The following is a 15,869-nucleotide window of genomic DNA, read 5'->3' as shown; positions in this document are numbered from 1 at the left end:
AAACAGTGATGAAAGTCGAAATCCTTCGAACTCACTTATCGCTCTGGGTGAGTGATCCTGATGTGTCGGCGCGCTGGTATGCCGACATTCTGGGCATGCACGAAAGTGCCCGTGGCGAGAGCTGGGTGATGATGGCGTTTGGCACCAAGCATCACGACATCGCGTTGATTCGCGCAGAACCCGGCGCCCACCAGGGCGGGCTGGGGCTGCAGCACTACGGATTGGAAATCGCCGGTGACATGACCACCTTGCGCCAGCTCTACGGCATGTTGCTGAAGAAGGGAGTGGAGGTGGTGAAAATTACCGATCATGAAATCGGCAATGGCCTGTATTTCAACGATCCCGATTGCAATCGCATGGAGTTTTTTCTCGAAACCGAGCACGACGACGCGTGCGGCAAGGCCCGTTTCAAGGCCGCCGGTGCGCCGAGTCGCAACATCACGCTTGACCCACTCGACCCCCTTTGAACAGAGGCAGCCCCGATGAAAACCGCAAATTTCGCCAGCTATCACATCCGCAAATGGTACAGCTTCGTTGAAGAGACCCTGGCCAATGAAACCGGCCAGTTGGCCGATGGCGAGCCGGTGTTCAAATACGCCGTCGCTGCAGTGATCGCCAACCCGTATGCCGGCCGTTACAGTGAAGACCTTTCGCAATTGATCGAGCCGTCGCCGCTGCTGGGTGAAGAGTTCGGCCGGCGCATCCAGGCCCTGGCCGGTTCGCGTCAGATTGAAAGTTACGGCAAGGCCATCCTGGTGGGCAGCGCAGGCGAATACGAGCACGGCAATGCGTTCCTGACCAACCCGGCCGCCGATCCGATCCGCGTCGCCCTGGGCGGTGGCAAGTCGTGGGTGCCTTCCACCGGCAAGCGGGGTGGCCCAGGTTCGACCATCGACGTGCCGCTGGCGCACAAGGACGCCCTGTACGTGCGCTCGCACTACGACAGTTTCTCGGTGACCTTCGGCGACGGCCCTTCGCCGGATGAAATCGTCGTGATCTGGGCCTTCGCCACGCGCGGACGCCTGCATGCGCGGTTGGGCGGGCTCAAAGCCGAAGACGTAAAGGGCCTTGACGGTCTGCACTGATAAGCGCACAGGATCAAGCGGTGCTGGACCCAAACCACAACAAGAAAAGCGGTGAATAGCGATGAAGCAGGAGAAGACCCAGGTTGTCATCGTGGGCGGTGGCCCCAACGGCATTACGGCCGCGCACTATATGGGCATGTACGGTGTCGACTGCGTCGTCCTTGAGCTGGCCGACGGCATCCTGCCTTATCCTCGTGCAGTGGGCATGGACGATGAGGCGTTGCGTGTGCTGCAGGGCATCGGCATCGCCGAGCTGGCGGTGCGCGACATGATCTGTGACGTGCCGCTGCGCTATTACAACGCACGCGGTGTGTGTTTCGCCGAGGTCAAGCCGAGTGCCGCGCAGTACGGCTGGCCGATGCGCAATATCTTCATGCAGCAGTTGCTCGAAGGTACCCTGCGTGAACACCTCGGCCAGCATGCCAGCGTTGAGCTGCGTCAGGGCCACCAATTGCTGGAACTCGAGCAGGATGCCGAGGGTGTGACCCTGCAGGTGCGCGATGCCGAAGGCGAGATCTACCAGCTTCAGGCCGACTATGTGATCGGTGCCGACGGCGGACGCTCCACCGTGCGCAAAAAGCTCGGCATCGAACTGCTTGGGCTGACCCATCCGCGCAAATGGGTGGTGGTCGACACCGCCAACGACACACTTGATGCGCCCTACACAGCGCTGCATGCCGACCCGCAGCGGCCCTTCGTGTGCATCTACCTGCCTTACCAGCAGCGACGCTGGGAATTCATGCTGATGGAGGGCGAGGACGAAGCGAAAATGTGCGAAGAGGCGACGATTCGCAAACTGATCCACGGGCATATCGGCGATGCCGTGAACAACCTCAACATCATCCGTATTCGTGCCTATACCCACCACTCGCGGGTCGCGGCGCGCTTTGTCGAAGGGCGTGTGGCACTGGTGGGCGACGCCGCGCATATCTCCCCGCCGTGGGCCGGGCAGGGTCTCAACTCGGGCCTGCGCGACGTGGCCAATGTGGCCTGGAAACTGGCAGCGATCATCCAGGGCCGCGCGGCGCCGTCGATCCTCGCTACCTACGACCAGGAGCGGCGTGGTCACGCGACTGAACTGGTGGCTCTGGCCGACAACATGGGGGCGGTACTCGGCTTGACTAACCCGCTGATGGCTGGCGTGCGCGACTGGCTGTTCCAGGCGGTGAACAGCGTGGATAACCTGCGCTCGCACTTGCTGGAATTCAAGTTCAAACCCAAGGCCACTATCACCAAGGGCTTGGTTTATCACGAGCGGACCGAGTTGCGTGAGGACGATCTGGTCGGGCAGTTGTTCATCCAGCCGAACATTGAAGACGACCAGGGCCAGCGGCGGCGCCTGGACGAGGTGCTCGGCAATGGTTATGCCGTGCTGGGGTATCGCGTGAACCCGCGTGAGCATCTCAGTGAGGCGATGGCCGAGTATTGGACGCGCTGGGATACACGTTTCATCCAGGTCAATCGTTCGCGCAGCGGCGTCGGGCGGAACCAGCCGTTGAAAGCCAATGATGCCTTGAGTGTGGAGGACGTGGATAACCGCCTGGGCGAATGGTTCTCCAAGGTGCGCGACTGCATCGTCGTGGTGCGCCCGGACCGCTTCGTCGCCGCCATCACCACGCCTGAGCGGCTTGAGGGCGTGTTGCGCAAGCTGGCGGAGCAACTGTCATGAGTGGCGTTGATGAGTTGCTCGACCAACTGCACGAGGCCGGGCATAGCGCCCGGGCCATCGCACCGTTGCCGCCCGAGACACTGGACAAGCAGCAAGGTTACTCCCTGTTGCGCCAGGGCTTGGCCCAGCGCCTGGCAGGTGGCGAGCGCCTGAGTGGTTGGAAGGTGGCCTTTGCCGGCCGGGCGGCGCAGGCGCGTTTTGGCCTCGACGAACCGGTGTATGGCGCGCTCACGTCGGCCATGGCGGTCGAGCCGGGCAGCGCGGTGTCGTTCGAGCGGCTGATCCAGCCCAAGCTTGAGGTTGAACTGGCGCTGGTGTTCGGCCGGCCCCTGGCGCCAGGCGATTACTCTGACGAGGAGATTCTGGCGGCAATTGCCGAGGTGGCCCCGGCCTTCGAAATCGCCGACTGCCGCTGGCTGGGCTGGGCTTTCGGGCTGGGTGCGTTCCTGGCTGATAACGCCGCCGCAGGGCTTTACTGTGTCGGGCCGCGCGTGTCGTTCGATGCGGTGCGGCATGCGTGCGTGGAGTATCGCCTGGAGCATGACGGCGCATTGCTCGGCAGCGGTGATACCCAGGCGCGCGAAGACAACCCTCTGTTCAACCTGTGCTGGCTGGTGCGGCGTCTGTTGGCGGACGGTTATCCCGTGGACGCCGGGCAGGTCGTGTTGTCCGGTGCATTGCTGGCACCGCTGGATATACGACTGGGCGCTTATCGTTTGCGCATGCTTGGCACGGAACTGGCTTTGGATTTCCACCCAGGCCTCGTGCCTGCGCAATCGCCAGCGACTGTTATGGATGACTGAGCCCGCCTTCAGGCCAAAAACAACAATCTGGCCGCCGAGGAATGACGCATATGCTCGCCGAAGTCCGTACCTTCAATGACTCTCAACAGCACGCCGGCTCGATCCAGGGCTGGCAGCAGGTGTATGACCAACTCGGGCGTGGTTGCCTGACCAGCGAACTGTGGCAGTTGTCCGGCGATCGTTTCCAGATCTTCCAGGAGGTGCTGGACAAGCGCGTGGTGCAGCATGGCCGCTCGCCCAAGGGGCGCTTGTGTGCGGCCATGTCACTGGGCAGCCCGCCGGTGGTTCAAGGCCAGCAGGTGAGCGCGCAAAGCGTGGTGCTGTTGCGTGACGGCGAAGAGTTCGTGTTGCATGCGCCGCAAGGCACGCACTTTTTCGCACTCAATGTCGATGCCGTGCGCTTTGCCAAACTGGCCGCCTTCGAACTATCCAACGATCAGCTCAAACGCCTGACCAGCGTGTCTGCGCTCAGCGTGGATGAAACGTTACTGTTGCGCATTCGCCAGCGCATCCACCCGCTGTTTCGTCACTTTTTGGAACATGCAGGCGCTATAAGCCCGGCCTCGGAAAAGATGCTGGAAGACGAATTGCTTGGCGCGTTCCTCGATCTGTTCAGCCATGCCAGCGACGAGGTGCGCTGCCGGCGTGGCAATTTCGCCGTCAGTGCCTACCTGGTCAGGCGCAGCCAGGAATTGATCATTGCCAGCGGCGATACGCCGTTGAGCATTCTTGATCTGTGTGAACAGCTGCACGTCAGTCGCAGGACCCTGCAAAATAGTTTCCAGGCCGTCACCGATATGCGACCGGTCGAATACCTGCGCAATTTGCGCCTCAACGCCGTCAGGCGACAGTTGATCGCAACCCCTGCGAGCGAGAAAAACATCGGTGAGATCGCCGTGGCCATGGGTTTTTTTCACCTGAGCCATTTCGCCACGCATTACCGTGAGCTGTTCGGTGAATCGCCGTCCGAAACACGCCGAGCGTCATACTGACACGACAAAGCGCGTGCCAATGCGGGTGGATCTTCAACGTTGCCAGGATGACGCAAGGAAACAGACATCGGCGCAAAGTGCATCGCCCACCGGTCACGGCCTTACGCCAGCCCCGGGTTCACGCGCTTGCCGATATCCTTGAGCCGCGCCAGTTGGTCGATCGTCGACGGCGCTTCATCCAGGCAACTGACGAAGGTCCACAAGTAGGTCATCACCGCATAGATATGCCCGGCCTTTACCTCCGGCGCCAAGGTCAATTGGCTGATGGCAACCACGAACAGCAACGCTGCCAGCAAGCCGATGGACAGGAAGGCGACGGCCTCGCGGTCGGACAACCCGATTCGCAATCGCGACAGCACGTGGTAGTGACGGCGCAGGGTGTTGGCGCCGACTTTTTCCACCAGGCCGATTTCCTTTTCCAGGCGATTGTTCAAGCGTTCATGCAAGCGCTGGTTGCGCCGTGCGAAGCCCGGCATGAGGGTAACGCACAGCAGCAGTGCGAGCAGGCAGGCCAGGCCGACCCAGGGCTCGATCACCAACAGCATGCCCGCTGCGCCGACAACCGACACCAGCGCGGTGGCTATGGTGGGCACATGCTTTTCGAAAAAATCGACGAAATCCCGCGCCAGTACCACTCGCGCCGCCGCCCTGGAGGTGCTGTGGCGTTGCAGGCGCTGGTTGAGAATTACTGGCACCGCGAGGTCGGCATAGATGCGAGTGAACGTGCGCGTATCTACGGCCCGGCGAGCCGCGCCGACCACCCAGAAACCGAGGACTACGGCGGCGTACCACACGGCACTGCCGGCATCGCCACGGATGATCGAGTCGACGGCAAACCCGGCGAACAACGGGTAGGCCAGCAGCAAAGCATTCTCCAACGCAACCAGCGACAAGGTGCCGAACAGTTTGCCGGGATAGGCTTTGGCGATCGCCTTGAGGGTCTGGCTGGCGGATTGCTGCCCCAGTCTTTTACTCTCTTCGAGCAGAATCGGCGGCGTTACGGGCTGCATGGGGCACCTGCGGCGCGCGTAGTGCGCTGATAGATGCCACGGGTGACATCGAGCAAATATCGCGCTTCATCGGTCATCAATAAAAGATCGATCTGTACTTCTTCGATAATGATTTCCACGGTGATCAACATACAAATAGCGGGTGCGATGACCAGCCAGTGGTAATACGACAGCGTCACTAAAGAAACACCCACGCCGATCAGCCACAACGCCAATACACACGGCGGCGCGTACTTCTGCAGGGGAATCCAGAAACGTTGCAACTTTCTCAATTTAAACGTGTAGAGCGTCATGGTCTGCTCGGTGGGTGCACGGTTTTTCAGCAACGGATTGAATAATGCACCGCAAGCATGCACGTTCGGCGAAGGTTTTATGGAGAAGTGATGGAGAGGGGAATTAATTTTTCGCGGAACGGGGGGGAGGGCACTCAGGCGAAGCGGATGCGCTCGGCGTAGGCGCTCTGCAGCATTCGGCGCTGGTAATCGCAGGGCGTCGTACTGACCAGCTTTTTGAAGTCGCGCAGGAAATGCGACTGATCGGAAAAGCCCAGGTCCAGGGCCAGGTCTGAAAACGACACATCGTGCCGGGTGTTCAGGGTTTCCAGCGCCGCCTGGCAGCGAATGATCCGGCAGAACGTTTTGGGCGACAGGCCGGTGTCCTGGCTGAACTGGCGATGAATCGTGCGGCTGGTGTACCCGCTGAGTTCTTCCAGTTGCTGGATACGCAGGTCACCGCGATGTGCAAGCGCCTGTTGGATGACCATGGTCGTGAGTTTCGAGCTTCGGCCGATGAGGCGCGGGGCCAGGTAATCGCTGAACAGCTTTATCTGCTCCTGCAACTGTGGGGCCTGGACGATGCTTTCGAAAATGCGCTGGGCAAACGTCGATACTTCCAGCAAATCCCATTCCTGTTCGGTCAGGTCCTCGGCCACGACGTTGATGAAACCTGGGATAACCCCCGGCGCAAAGCGCACGCCGAAGTAATGGTGACCCTGCAGCAGTTCGACCTGCTGCGCCTCCAGCGGGGTACCACAAATCCTCACACTTGGGCGCGTGGCGTCACAGTCGAAAACGATATCCACGCAGCCGTCCGGCACCGCCAGCAGATCAGTTGAGTGAGCGACATCGAAGGCGTAGAAATGCGAAATCGCCGGGTGCTCGGAAGGCATTACCGAATACCGTGAAGAGTTGAGTACGAACCAGGGTTGTTCGTAAGCGGTTTGCCGCAGCGATGGTGAACACAGGTTGGGCATGGCCGGACCTTGGCGTGGTATATGCGGGAATATTCACGCATTTATCGCGCCAACTCTGCGGGCGGGGACGAACCTTGATGTCCGAAATTTACAATACCGCCATGAAACACTCACTGATACTCGACCTCGATAGCGTGGGAGCAGCGCCTACCGCAGCGACTTCATCTTCAGTCGAGAATAATAATGTCCACTACCACAAAAATTGACTTCATCTATCTGTCCGAGCAGGACATGATTCGCGCGGGCGTAACCGACATGCTTGCCTGTGTGAATACCATGGAAGAGATGTTCGGCCTGCTCTATAGCGGCGACTACCGCATGGCTGGGCCAAACAACGATTCTCACGGCGCGATGGTGGTGTTTCCGAAGGATTCGCCTTTCCCGAACATGCCCAAGCCCACCGCTGACCGCCGCATGATGGCGATGCCGGCCTACCTGGGCGGCAGCTTCTGCACCGCAGGCGTCAAATGGTACGGCTCCAATATCGCCAACCGCGAAAAAGGCCTGCCACGTTCGATCCTGATGTTCACCCTCAACGACCCCGACACCGGCGCACCGTTGGCGCATATGTCTGCCAACCTGCTGTCGGCCTACCGCACCGGCGCGATTCCCGGCGTGGGCGCGCGCCACTTGGCACGCAAGGACTCGAAGGTGGTCGGCCTGCTCGGCCCCGGCGTGATGGGCAAGACCACGCTCGCCGCATTCATCGCCGTTTGCCCGCAGATCGATACCTTGAAGATCAAGGGACGTGGCGAGAAAAGCCTGAATGATTTTATTGGCTGGGTGAAGGACACCTACCCACAGGTGACCACGATCACCGTGGTCGACAGCCTCGAAGAGGTGGTCCGTGATTCCGACCTTGTTACTTATTGTAGCTCCGGTGAGACAGGCGACCCCTCAAACTACCCAATTGTGAAGCGCGAGTGGGTCAAGCCAGGTTGCTTCATGGCCATGCCGGCATCCTGCTCGTTGGACGAGGGGATGGAACGCGCCGACGTGCGCAAGGTGCTGGACAACACCGGCCTCTACGAAGCCTGGTTCGAAGAATTGCCCAAGCCTGCGCACCACTGCGTGCCGGTGATCGGCGTGCGGTTCATGGACATGATCGCCGAAGGCACGATGCAGCCCGAAGAACTCGAAGACATCGGCAAGATCGTCGCCGGTGATGCCCAGGGCCGTCGCAACGATGAAGAGATCATCATCATGTCGGTGGGCGGCATGCCTGTGGAAGACGTGGCCTGGGGCACCGTGGTGTATCGCAATGCCGTGGAAAAAGGCATCGGCGTGAAGCTCAACCTGTGGGAAACCCCCGTCCTGCGCTAAGCCATCCTTTAACCCACTGACGAGACTTACGACATGACCAAAATCATCAAGCTCAAGACCGGCTCACCCTTTGAAGACCAGGCCAGCTATTCGCGCCTGGTAGTGGTGGACAACTGGATCTATGTGTCCAATACCGCCGGGCGCAACCCGCAGACCAAACTGATCCCGGAGGACATCCTCGAGCAGACGCACCAGGTGTTCGCCAACATCGAAACCGCGCTGGCCGCCGTCGATGCAAGCCTGGCCGATGTGGTGTGCTCGCGGGTATTTATCCAGGACCCCAAGGACGTGCCGGCAGTGATGGGCCTGATCGGCGAAAAATTCCGTGGTGTCGACCCGGCCAGTACCGTCACCTGCCCGCCGTTGGGTTCGACGGTTTACAAGGTGGAGCTGGAAGTGACGGCGTATCGCAACGCCTCCAAGGCCCAGGTCGAAGTGATTCGCCTGTCGCAATAACCCGTCCTGCGGCCGCGCCCTCGCGCGGTCGACCTCTATAGTTTTGCGAGTCTTGATCATGGCCCCGACTATTGCGCCCGTGAATACGTCCACCGAATTTCCCTCCACGACCGCTGTCGTCATCATCGGCGGCGGCATCATCGGCTTGACTGCCGCACTGACACTGGCCGAACGCAATATCCCGGTGGTGGTCCTGGAAAAAGGCCGTATCGCCGGCGAGCAGTCTTCACGCAACCTGGGCTGGGTACGCAAGACCAGTCGCCACGCTCACGATATTCCGCTGGCCCTGGCCGCTGACCGCTTATGGGCGCAAATGCCCGAGCGCGTCGGTGTGGATGTGGGTTATCGCCAGGAAGGCATCATGTTCGTCGCCCGCAACGAGGCGCAAATGGCGATGCATGAAAGTTGGCTCAAATCGGTCGAGCACCTGTCACTGGATTCGCGGTTGCTGAGCAACCGCGAAATCGCACAGAAAGTGCCGGGCGGCGCGGGTGAATGGGCCGGCGGCATCTACACACCATCCGACGCGCGCGCCGAACCGACCCTGGCCAGCAGCGCGATCGCCAAGGCCGCCATGGCCCTGGGCGTGGTGATCATCGAGCAGTGTGCGGTGCGCACGCTGCAGATGTCCGCCGGCAAGGTCAGCGGCGTGGTCACTGAAAAAGGCGAGATCCGCTGCGACCAGGTGTTACTGGCTGGCGGCATGTGGTCGCGGCGATTCCTGGGCAACCTCGGGGTGTCGTTGCCGACCCTGGCCTTGACCTGTTCGGTGTTGCGCACCCATCCGATGCAGGGCCCCACCGAGATTGCCGTGGGCGCGCCGGACTTTTCGTTTCGCAAGCACAAGGATGGCGGCTTCATCATTACCCAGCGCGGCAAACTGGATGCTTTCCTGACCCTCGATCACCTGTTGCTGGCCAAGCAATATATGCCGCAATTTCGCGCGCAGCGCAGCGTATTGAACGTGTCACTGGGCAAGTATTTCTTCAATGACCTGGCGCTTTCGCGACGTTGGTCGGCCGACAGTGTCAGCCCCTTCGAACGCGTGCGCGTACAGGACCCGGCGGCCAACCCGCGGCTCAATAACGACGCGATGAACAACCTCAAGGCGGCCTGGCCGGTGTTCGAACAAGCCAGGATTGCCCAGGCCTGGGCGGGCACGATCGATGTGACGCCGGATTCGAACCCGGTGATCGGGCCGGTCGCGCAAATCCCCGGCCTGACCGTGGCCACCGGTTTCTCCGGGCATGGCTTCGGTACCTCGCCGGCGGCCGGCCACTTGGCCGCCGATATGGTCAGCGGGCATACCCCGATCATCGACCCGAGCCCTTATCGGTTTGATCGTTTCTAGGTCGCATGCACCGCGACAGTCCCAGAAAAACGGTGTTTCTCCTTTACTGAGTGGCGGAGCCAGGCAATGTCCCCAGACAGCATTTTTTTCACCAATCGCGCAGGCTTGCGTCTGCATTTTCTACGCTGGGGCAAGCCGGGCGGCGTGCCCTTGGTACTGCTGCATGGTTTGCGTGCTTATGCCCAGACCTGGGAGTCGCTGGTAGAAGCGCTGGGCGATGGCTATTGCATCTATGCCCTGGACCAGCGCGGACGCGGGCTGAGTGACTGGGCACCGGCCGCCAGTTATCACACGCAGTCCTATGTGGAAGACCTGCAGGACTTTGTCGCCTATGTCGGCTTGCAGCGGTTCGTATTGCTGGGCCACTCGCTGGGGGGCGCCAACGCATTGGAATACGCACGTCAACAGCCGGGGCGCTTGATTGGCCTGATCATCGAAGACATCGGGCCAGGTTCCTCCAGCCAGGGCGACGGTGCGGCGCGCATTCGTCGCGAGATGAACCAGACCCCGTTGCGTTTCGAAAACTGGGACGCCGCCCGTGCGTTCTGGCAGGCGTCGCGTCCTGGCTTGTCGGCGCAGGGCCTGGCGTCGCGGCTGGCGCACTCGATGAAGGACAGCGCGGGTGCGATCACCTGGCGCCACGATCAACAAGGCATCGCCGAGGCACGCCTGAGTATTGAGCCTACCGATCTGTGGCCGGCGGTACGCGCCCTGGATTGTCCGACGTTGTTCATTCGCGGTATGCGCTCGGACTTTCTGCCGGCGGCGACGCTGCAAGCCATGCGCGATAGCAATGCGCACGTGCGCACAGCCGAAGTCGCGGACGCCAGCCACTATGTGCATGACGACCAGGGCGAGGCGTTCAACCGGCTGGTCACCGCGTTTCTTGACAGCCTCGCGATCCCCGGCCGATGAAACCGCGGGCGCGCTTGATTGTACTGCTCTCATCCCTGACGGCCTTCGGGCCATTTTCGATTGATACTTACCTGCCCAGCTTCCCGCAAATCGCCGAGGACTTGACGACAAGTACCGCGCAGGTGCAACACACCATCAGCGCGTTTCTCGTCGGGCTGTGCCTGGGCATGTTGTGCTACGGGCCGCTGTCCGACCGCTATGGCCGGCGCCCGTTGCTGCTCGGCAGCCTGGTGCTGTACGCGACAGCGACCTTGGGTTGCCTGTTTGCAGGTAGCGTCGAGCAACTGATTGCCTGGCGCTTCTTCCAGGCGCTGGGTGGAGCGGGTGCGCTGGTGCTGGCGCGCGCCGTCGCCCGGGACAGGGTAGGCCTGGCGGAGGCCGCCAAAGTGCTGTCGTGGATGCACGTGCTGACGATGATGGCGACACTGGTCGCGCCGATGATCGGTACCTGGCTGGTGTTGATCCAGGGTTGGCGCACGATCTTTGCCACTTTGTTCATTCTGTCCAGCCTGTGCCTCTTGTTGGTGGCCCTAACCCTGAAGGAAAGCCTGCCGGCGCAGGATCGCGGGGCGTCCGTTGGGGCGGCCTTCGCGGCCTACCTGACCATCGCCCGGCAACCCAGGGCGATGGCGCTGATCCTGTGCATGTCCCTGGGGTTTGGCGGCATGTTCGCCTTCATCACTGCTTCGCCTTTTGTGTACTTGGTGTATTTCGGCGTCTCGCCACGGGTGTTCAGCGCATTGTTCGCCCTGAACATCCTCGGCATCATCCTGGTGACCTTTATCAACGCGCGTTGGGTGGGCCGTTTTGGGCCGCAACGCATGCTCGGCGTGGGGGCGGTGCTGGTGAGCGGAGCAGGGTTGGCGCTGATGCTGGTCGGGTATACCGAATGGGGCGGGCTGGCGAGCATCGTGTGTTGCATGGTGCTGTACATGGGCGTGACCGGTTTGATCGGCGCCAATTGCATGGCCAGCCTGATGATGCTGTTTCCGCGCCAGGCCGGTGCGAGCATGGCGCTGGGGGTTTCGGTGCAATTCGCCACAGGGGCGTTGGCCAGCCTGTGGGTCAGCCATTTGGCTGATGGCAGCGCCTGGCCGATGTGTTGGGTGGTGGGGTGTTGCGGGCTGGGCTCGTTTGTCGCTTATTGCGTGACCCTTCGCACGCCTGCCCGGGCGGTTGCCGTGACGGCCGTCGTTAAGCAAACGTGAGCCGCAGTTAAAAAAACAGGATATTCGAATGAAAACTACAAAAATAAATCCGATCGATACAACCTCCGTCTATGTGTGTGCAGGCTTGGTTTCGGGTGCAGGTGCCTTGTTATTGAACGTGCTACCTGTGCTGTTTGGCGCGTTTTCCGAGCGTTTCGGGCTCGGCGAGCACCAACTGGGCAACCTGGCCATGGCCATGAACCTGGGGTTTGGCGCATTCGGGCTGGCGTCCCTGCTGTGGATTCACCGGCTCAGCTGGCGAGTCATATCGGCACTGTCGTCGGCGCTGGTGGTGGGCGCGCTCGTGTTTGTGCTGCGCGATCCTTCCTATGAAGCGCTGCTGGCGATCATGGCCCTGGCGGGCGCCGGTACCGGGGCCTTGTACGCCCTGGCGATGACGATCTTCGGTGACAGTTCGCAGCCTGAACGAGCGTTTGGTTTCAAGCTAGGTATCGAGACCGTGCCGGGCGCCTTCCTGCTCATCGTGTTACCCGTGGCGGTGGCGCCGGTGTGGGGCTTTGATGGCATGCTGATCACCATCGCCACTGCCATGGTGGTGATGGGTATCCTGCCGCTGCCTTGGGTGCCGCGCCGTAGCGAGCGACACCTGGAGGCGTCCGGTACCGCCGTGCGGATTGCCAGCGCCGAGAGTCGCACCATCGTATGGTTGAGCCTGGTGGCCAGCCTGGTTTTCCTGACCGGCATCATGTCGGTGTGGGCGTTCCTGGAGCTTATGGGGAAAAAGACCGGCCTGGCCTCCGACACCATCGGCATGGTGCTGGCGCTGGGTTTTCTGATCAATGCCGGCGGCGGCTTCATCGCCTCGGCGATCGGCTTGAAGGTGGGACGCTTCATGCCGGTGGCCGTGATTATCCTCGCCGAGTTACTGGGTCTGGTGGCACTGGCGCAGTTTTCTTCCCTGACGACCTACGTCGTAGGCGTTATTTGCTTTCTCTTTTCGATCGGCTTCGTGCTGGCTTATACCTTCGGCGTCATGGCTGAGTTCGACCTGTCGGGCAAGCTTGTCGCGCTGGGCGCGCTGTGCCTGTCCCTGGGGGCGGCGTTCGGGCCAGCCATCGGCGGGTTTCTGATCGAGGCATTCGGCTACTCGGCGGTGTTGGTGTTCTCGGGCGCCTGTTCGGTGGGGGTGCTGGTCATCTATGGCGCGGCGGTGTTGAGAGCCCAGTGGGCGTTCCAACGCATGCGGGCTTCGGGTACCGCCGTGATGTCCAGGTTGTGAGCGAGTGAAGATGGGGAACACCCATGCGTGGTCAAGCGTTGTCGACCTGGAACGAATGTGTGCGCGCGACCTGCGGTCGTTTCGACACGCGCTATGACCATTGCCAGAGCCTTTTCATCGGGGAAATGCAACAGGCGCTGGTGGGCACCACGGCGGTCGCCCACATTCGCAGCAATGCCAGTGTGATTGCCAAGGCTGCTGGCTCAAGCGGGCGCAGCTTATCGGCCCGGTGTTTTCTTGTGTTGCAACAGCAGGGCTCGATGGTCATTGAGCTGGGCGACAAGGTGCTTGAACTGCACGCAGGTGACCTGGCTTTGCTGGACTTTTCCGGTGCGGTGAAAATGACCCCCAAGGGGTTGTTCGCCCATGTATCGATCCCGTTGCCGTGTGAGTTGCTCAAGGGACTGGACCGTAGCCGCTTCGGCAAGTTGTCGACCACGGGGGTGTGTGGCCAACTGCTTGGCACGCTGGTACGACAGGTCGCTGCGGGTGAGCTGGCCCAATGGTCTTGCCCGCAGGATGGTGATGGTCTGCAAAGGGCGTTGGTTGCCTTGCTGGCCTCGGTGTTGGAGTACCGTGCGAGCGACCATTCCCCTGGGTGGCAGCTGCATGAAGTGCAATCCGTCATCCAGCAGCGGCTTGACTCACCCCGGCTGTCGCCGGCGTCGCTGGCCGAAGAGCTGGGCATCTCCAGCCGCCAGCTCTACAGGTTGTTTGAGGCGAGTGGCGACAGCGTCTGCCGCTATATTCTGCGTGAGCGGCTGTTGAAGGCCGCGCAGGACCTTCGCGATCCCGTTTGCGCACAGCGCTCGATCACCGATATCGGCAGCTATTGGGGCTTTGCCGATTCGGCGCATTTTTCCAAGACGTTCAAGAAGCAGACGGGGCTGACACCCAGCAGCTATCGGCGCCGCGGGCATTGAGCCTGGTTGCGGCGTGGGAGCAGGCTCCCTCGCCACAGATCCGATGTGGTCAATAGCGGATGATCACGGATTTCAGCTCGGTGTAGTCGTCGATAAACGCACTGCCGAATTCACGCCCCATGCCAGACGCCTTCATCCCGCCAAACGGCACGCTCGGGTCGACAAATGTGTGCATGTTGACCCACACCGTACCCGCCTCGATTCGCGGGATCAGGCGCAAGGCCTTGGACAAATCGTTGGTCCAGATACTGGCTGTGAGGCCGAACGGGCTGTCGTTCATCAAGGTGACCAGTTCTTCTTCCTCGTCGAACGCCAGCACGCAAACCACCGGGCCGAAGGTTTCCTCATGCAGCAGCGGATCGTCCTTGCCGTTGGCGATGATCAGCGTCGGTTCCACGTAGTAACCGGCACGGTCCACGGCACGCGCACCGCATACCACCTGGTTGCTCTGCAGGGCACGGTCGAAAAAGCCGAGGATCTTGTCGAAGTGCGGCTTGTTCGACAGCGGGCCGAACTGAGCATGTTCATCCAGAGGCGAGCCTATGACCATCTGCGACAACATCGCCGCCATCTTCTGCGTCACCTGCTCGGCGATGGAACGGTGCACGAACAAACGCTCGGGGGCCGCGCACACCTGGCCCTGGTGCACATAGGCCGATTGCACGAAGCGCGCTACGGCGTCATCGACATTGGCATCGGCCAGCAGCGCGGCGGCATTCTTGCCGCCCAGCTCCAGGGTGACGCGGGTCAGGTCGGCGGCCATGGCGGCCTTGCCCACCGCGATGCCGGTGGGCACCGAACCGGTGAACGACACCTTGCGCACGGCCTGGTGTTCGATCAACTGCTGGCCCACCTGGCCGCGCCCGTTGACCACGTTGATCACGCCCGGCGCAATTCCCGCCTCGATCGCCAGTTCCGCCAGGCGCAGCAGGGACAGCGGTGTGTATTCGCTGGGTTTGAGCACCACCGTGCAGCCGGTGGTCAGCGCGGCGCCCAGTTTCCACACGCCTATCATCAGCGAGAAGTTCCACGGCACGATGGCCGCTACCACGCCCACGGGCTCGCGCAGGGTGTAGGCGCTGTACTGCTCACCCGCCATGGAAGGGAACGACGGGGTCATTGTCTGGCCGCCGATCTTGGTCGCCCAGCCGGCGAAGTAGCGCAGGAACACCGCGCTCTGGCCCACTTCTATATGCCGCGACAGGTTGATCGATTTGCCGGAACTCAGGGTTTCCAATTGCGCCAGTTCTTCGCCGTTGGCTTCTATCAGATCTGCCAGACGGTTGAGCAGCACGCCGCGCTGGTAGGGGGTGACTTGCGCCCAGGCGCCCTTGAAGGCAGCGGTGGCGCTGTCGACGGCCAGGTTCACATCCTCGGGCTGGGCGTCACGCAACTGCGCGACGGTCTCGCCGGTTCCGGGATCGACCACGCTGATGCGCTGGGTGGAGGCGCTGGTGTGCGCGACGCCATCGATGAAGTTGGAATGGTCGCGACCCAGGAAGGCAACGACTGAGGGCAGCAGGGCAATGTGCATGGTGGCGCTCCAATGAAGGATTCGTCGCGCCCGGGGGCGCTCGAAAGACCTTTGCATTAAAAACCGATGCACGCGTGGCTGCTTGTTCGAGCCTGCCAGGAAATTGGT

The 15,869-nt window shown here is 61.5% G+C and carries 16 protein-coding genes; 12 read left to right on the top strand and 4 right to left on the bottom strand.

Going from position 1 to position 15,869, the window contains the following annotated elements; all coding sequences use genetic code 11:
- Nucleotides 1-8: 8 nt before the first annotated feature.
- The 5 genes from AOA59_RS23565 to AOA59_RS23545 all read left to right on the top strand — a co-directional run bounded on the left by AOA59_RS23565 (nt 9) and on the right by AOA59_RS23545 (nt 4,549).
- On the top strand, nt 9-467 hold the full coding sequence (locus tag AOA59_RS23565) for a VOC family protein (protein ID WP_065930135.1): 459 nt from the start codon (nt 9-11) through the stop codon (nt 465-467).
- Nucleotides 468-482: 15 nt separating this feature from the next.
- A complete protein-coding gene (locus tag AOA59_RS23560) occupies nt 483-1,085 on the top strand; it encodes an amino acid synthesis family protein (RefSeq protein WP_065930134.1) in 603 nt (200 codons plus the stop codon).
- Between the two features lie 61 nt (nt 1,086-1,146).
- Entirely contained in the window at nt 1,147-2,754 is a 1,608-nt protein-coding gene (locus AOA59_RS23555; RefSeq protein WP_065930133.1) for a bifunctional 3-(3-hydroxy-phenyl)propionate/3-hydroxycinnamic acid hydroxylase, read from the top strand.
- The gene (locus AOA59_RS23550) at nt 2,751-3,557 is read left to right on the top strand and encodes a 2-keto-4-pentenoate hydratase (protein ID WP_099489244.1); all 807 of its coding nucleotides are present in this window, start codon (nt 2,751-2,753) and stop codon (nt 3,555-3,557) included. The genes AOA59_RS23555 and AOA59_RS23550 overlap by 4 nt, the downstream gene beginning before the upstream one ends.
- A gap of 50 nt (nt 3,558-3,607) precedes the next feature.
- Complete coding sequence (locus AOA59_RS23545) at nt 3,608-4,549, top strand: helix-turn-helix domain-containing protein (protein ID WP_065930131.1); 942 nt, start codon at nt 3,608-3,610, stop codon at nt 4,547-4,549.
- 101 nt (nt 4,550-4,650) lie between these two features.
- Here AOA59_RS23545 and AOA59_RS23540 read toward each other — a convergent pair whose 3' ends face one another.
- The 3 genes from AOA59_RS23540 to AOA59_RS23530 all read right to left on the bottom strand — a co-directional run bounded on the left by AOA59_RS23540 (nt 4,651) and on the right by AOA59_RS23530 (nt 6,811).
- A complete protein-coding gene (locus AOA59_RS23540) occupies nt 4,651-5,559 on the bottom strand; it encodes an ABC transporter six-transmembrane domain-containing protein (protein WP_099489243.1) in 909 nt (302 codons plus the stop codon).
- Nucleotides 5,547-5,852 carry a hypothetical protein gene (locus tag AOA59_RS23535; protein ID WP_099489433.1) on the bottom strand — a complete coding sequence of 102 codons (306 nt, stop codon included), beginning with the start codon at nt 5,850-5,852 and terminating at the stop codon, nt 5,547-5,549. The genes AOA59_RS23540 and AOA59_RS23535 overlap by 13 nt, the downstream gene beginning before the upstream one ends.
- A gap of 134 nt (nt 5,853-5,986) precedes the next feature.
- Nucleotides 5,987-6,811 (bottom strand): helix-turn-helix domain-containing protein, encoded by an 825-nt coding sequence (locus tag AOA59_RS23530; RefSeq protein ID WP_099489242.1) that lies wholly within the window; start codon nt 6,809-6,811, stop codon nt 5,987-5,989.
- Nucleotides 6,812-6,994: 183 nt separating this feature from the next.
- On the opposite strand from AOA59_RS23530, the gene AOA59_RS23525 reads away from it, so the two are divergent.
- The 7 genes from AOA59_RS23525 (at nt 6,995) to feaR (ending at nt 14,227) form a co-directional block, all read left to right on the top strand.
- Nucleotides 6,995-8,134 carry a tyramine oxidase subunit B gene (locus tag AOA59_RS23525; RefSeq protein WP_099489241.1) on the top strand — a complete coding sequence of 380 codons (1,140 nt, stop codon included), beginning with the start codon at nt 6,995-6,997 and terminating at the stop codon, nt 8,132-8,134.
- 33 nt (nt 8,135-8,167) lie between these two features.
- On the top strand, nt 8,168-8,590 hold the full coding sequence (locus tag AOA59_RS23520; protein WP_017846980.1) for a RidA family protein: 423 nt from the start codon (nt 8,168-8,170) through the stop codon (nt 8,588-8,590).
- Nucleotides 8,591-8,648: 58 nt separating this feature from the next.
- On the top strand, nt 8,649-9,941 hold the full coding sequence (locus AOA59_RS23515; RefSeq protein WP_099489240.1) for an FAD-binding oxidoreductase: 1,293 nt from the start codon (nt 8,649-8,651) through the stop codon (nt 9,939-9,941).
- 66 nt (nt 9,942-10,007) lie between these two features.
- Nucleotides 10,008-10,856, top strand: coding sequence for an alpha/beta fold hydrolase (locus AOA59_RS23510; RefSeq protein ID WP_099489239.1), 849 nt, complete (start codon nt 10,008-10,010; stop codon nt 10,854-10,856).
- Nucleotides 10,853-12,064, top strand: a complete 1,212-nt coding sequence (locus AOA59_RS23505; protein WP_099489238.1) for a Bcr/CflA family multidrug efflux MFS transporter — start codon at nt 10,853-10,855, stop codon at nt 12,062-12,064. The genes AOA59_RS23510 and AOA59_RS23505 overlap by 4 nt, the downstream gene beginning before the upstream one ends.
- Nucleotides 12,065-12,182: 118 nt before the next feature.
- Nucleotides 12,183-13,304: an MFS transporter gene (locus AOA59_RS23500; protein ID WP_256593120.1), complete on the top strand. Its 1,122-nt coding sequence runs from the start codon at nt 12,183-12,185 to the stop codon at nt 13,302-13,304.
- A gap of 23 nt (nt 13,305-13,327) precedes the next feature.
- Nucleotides 13,328-14,227 carry a transcriptional regulator FeaR gene (gene feaR / locus AOA59_RS23495; protein WP_099489236.1) on the top strand — a complete coding sequence of 300 codons (900 nt, stop codon included), beginning with the start codon at nt 13,328-13,330 and terminating at the stop codon, nt 14,225-14,227.
- A gap of 49 nt (nt 14,228-14,276) precedes the next feature.
- On the opposite strand, the gene AOA59_RS23490 is transcribed toward feaR, so the two are convergent.
- Nucleotides 14,277-15,761, bottom strand: a complete 1,485-nt coding sequence (locus tag AOA59_RS23490; protein WP_099489235.1) for an aldehyde dehydrogenase family protein — start codon at nt 15,759-15,761, stop codon at nt 14,277-14,279.
- Nucleotides 15,762-15,869 lie beyond the last annotated feature (108 nt).

The sequence above is a fragment of the Pseudomonas sp. 2822-15 genome, from assembly GCF_002742515.1.
Classification (GTDB): domain Bacteria; phylum Pseudomonadota; class Gammaproteobacteria; order Pseudomonadales; family Pseudomonadaceae; genus Aquipseudomonas; species Aquipseudomonas salomonii.
Note: the sequence above shows the minus strand (reverse complement) of the source record. Positions and strands in the feature narration are given on the sequence as shown.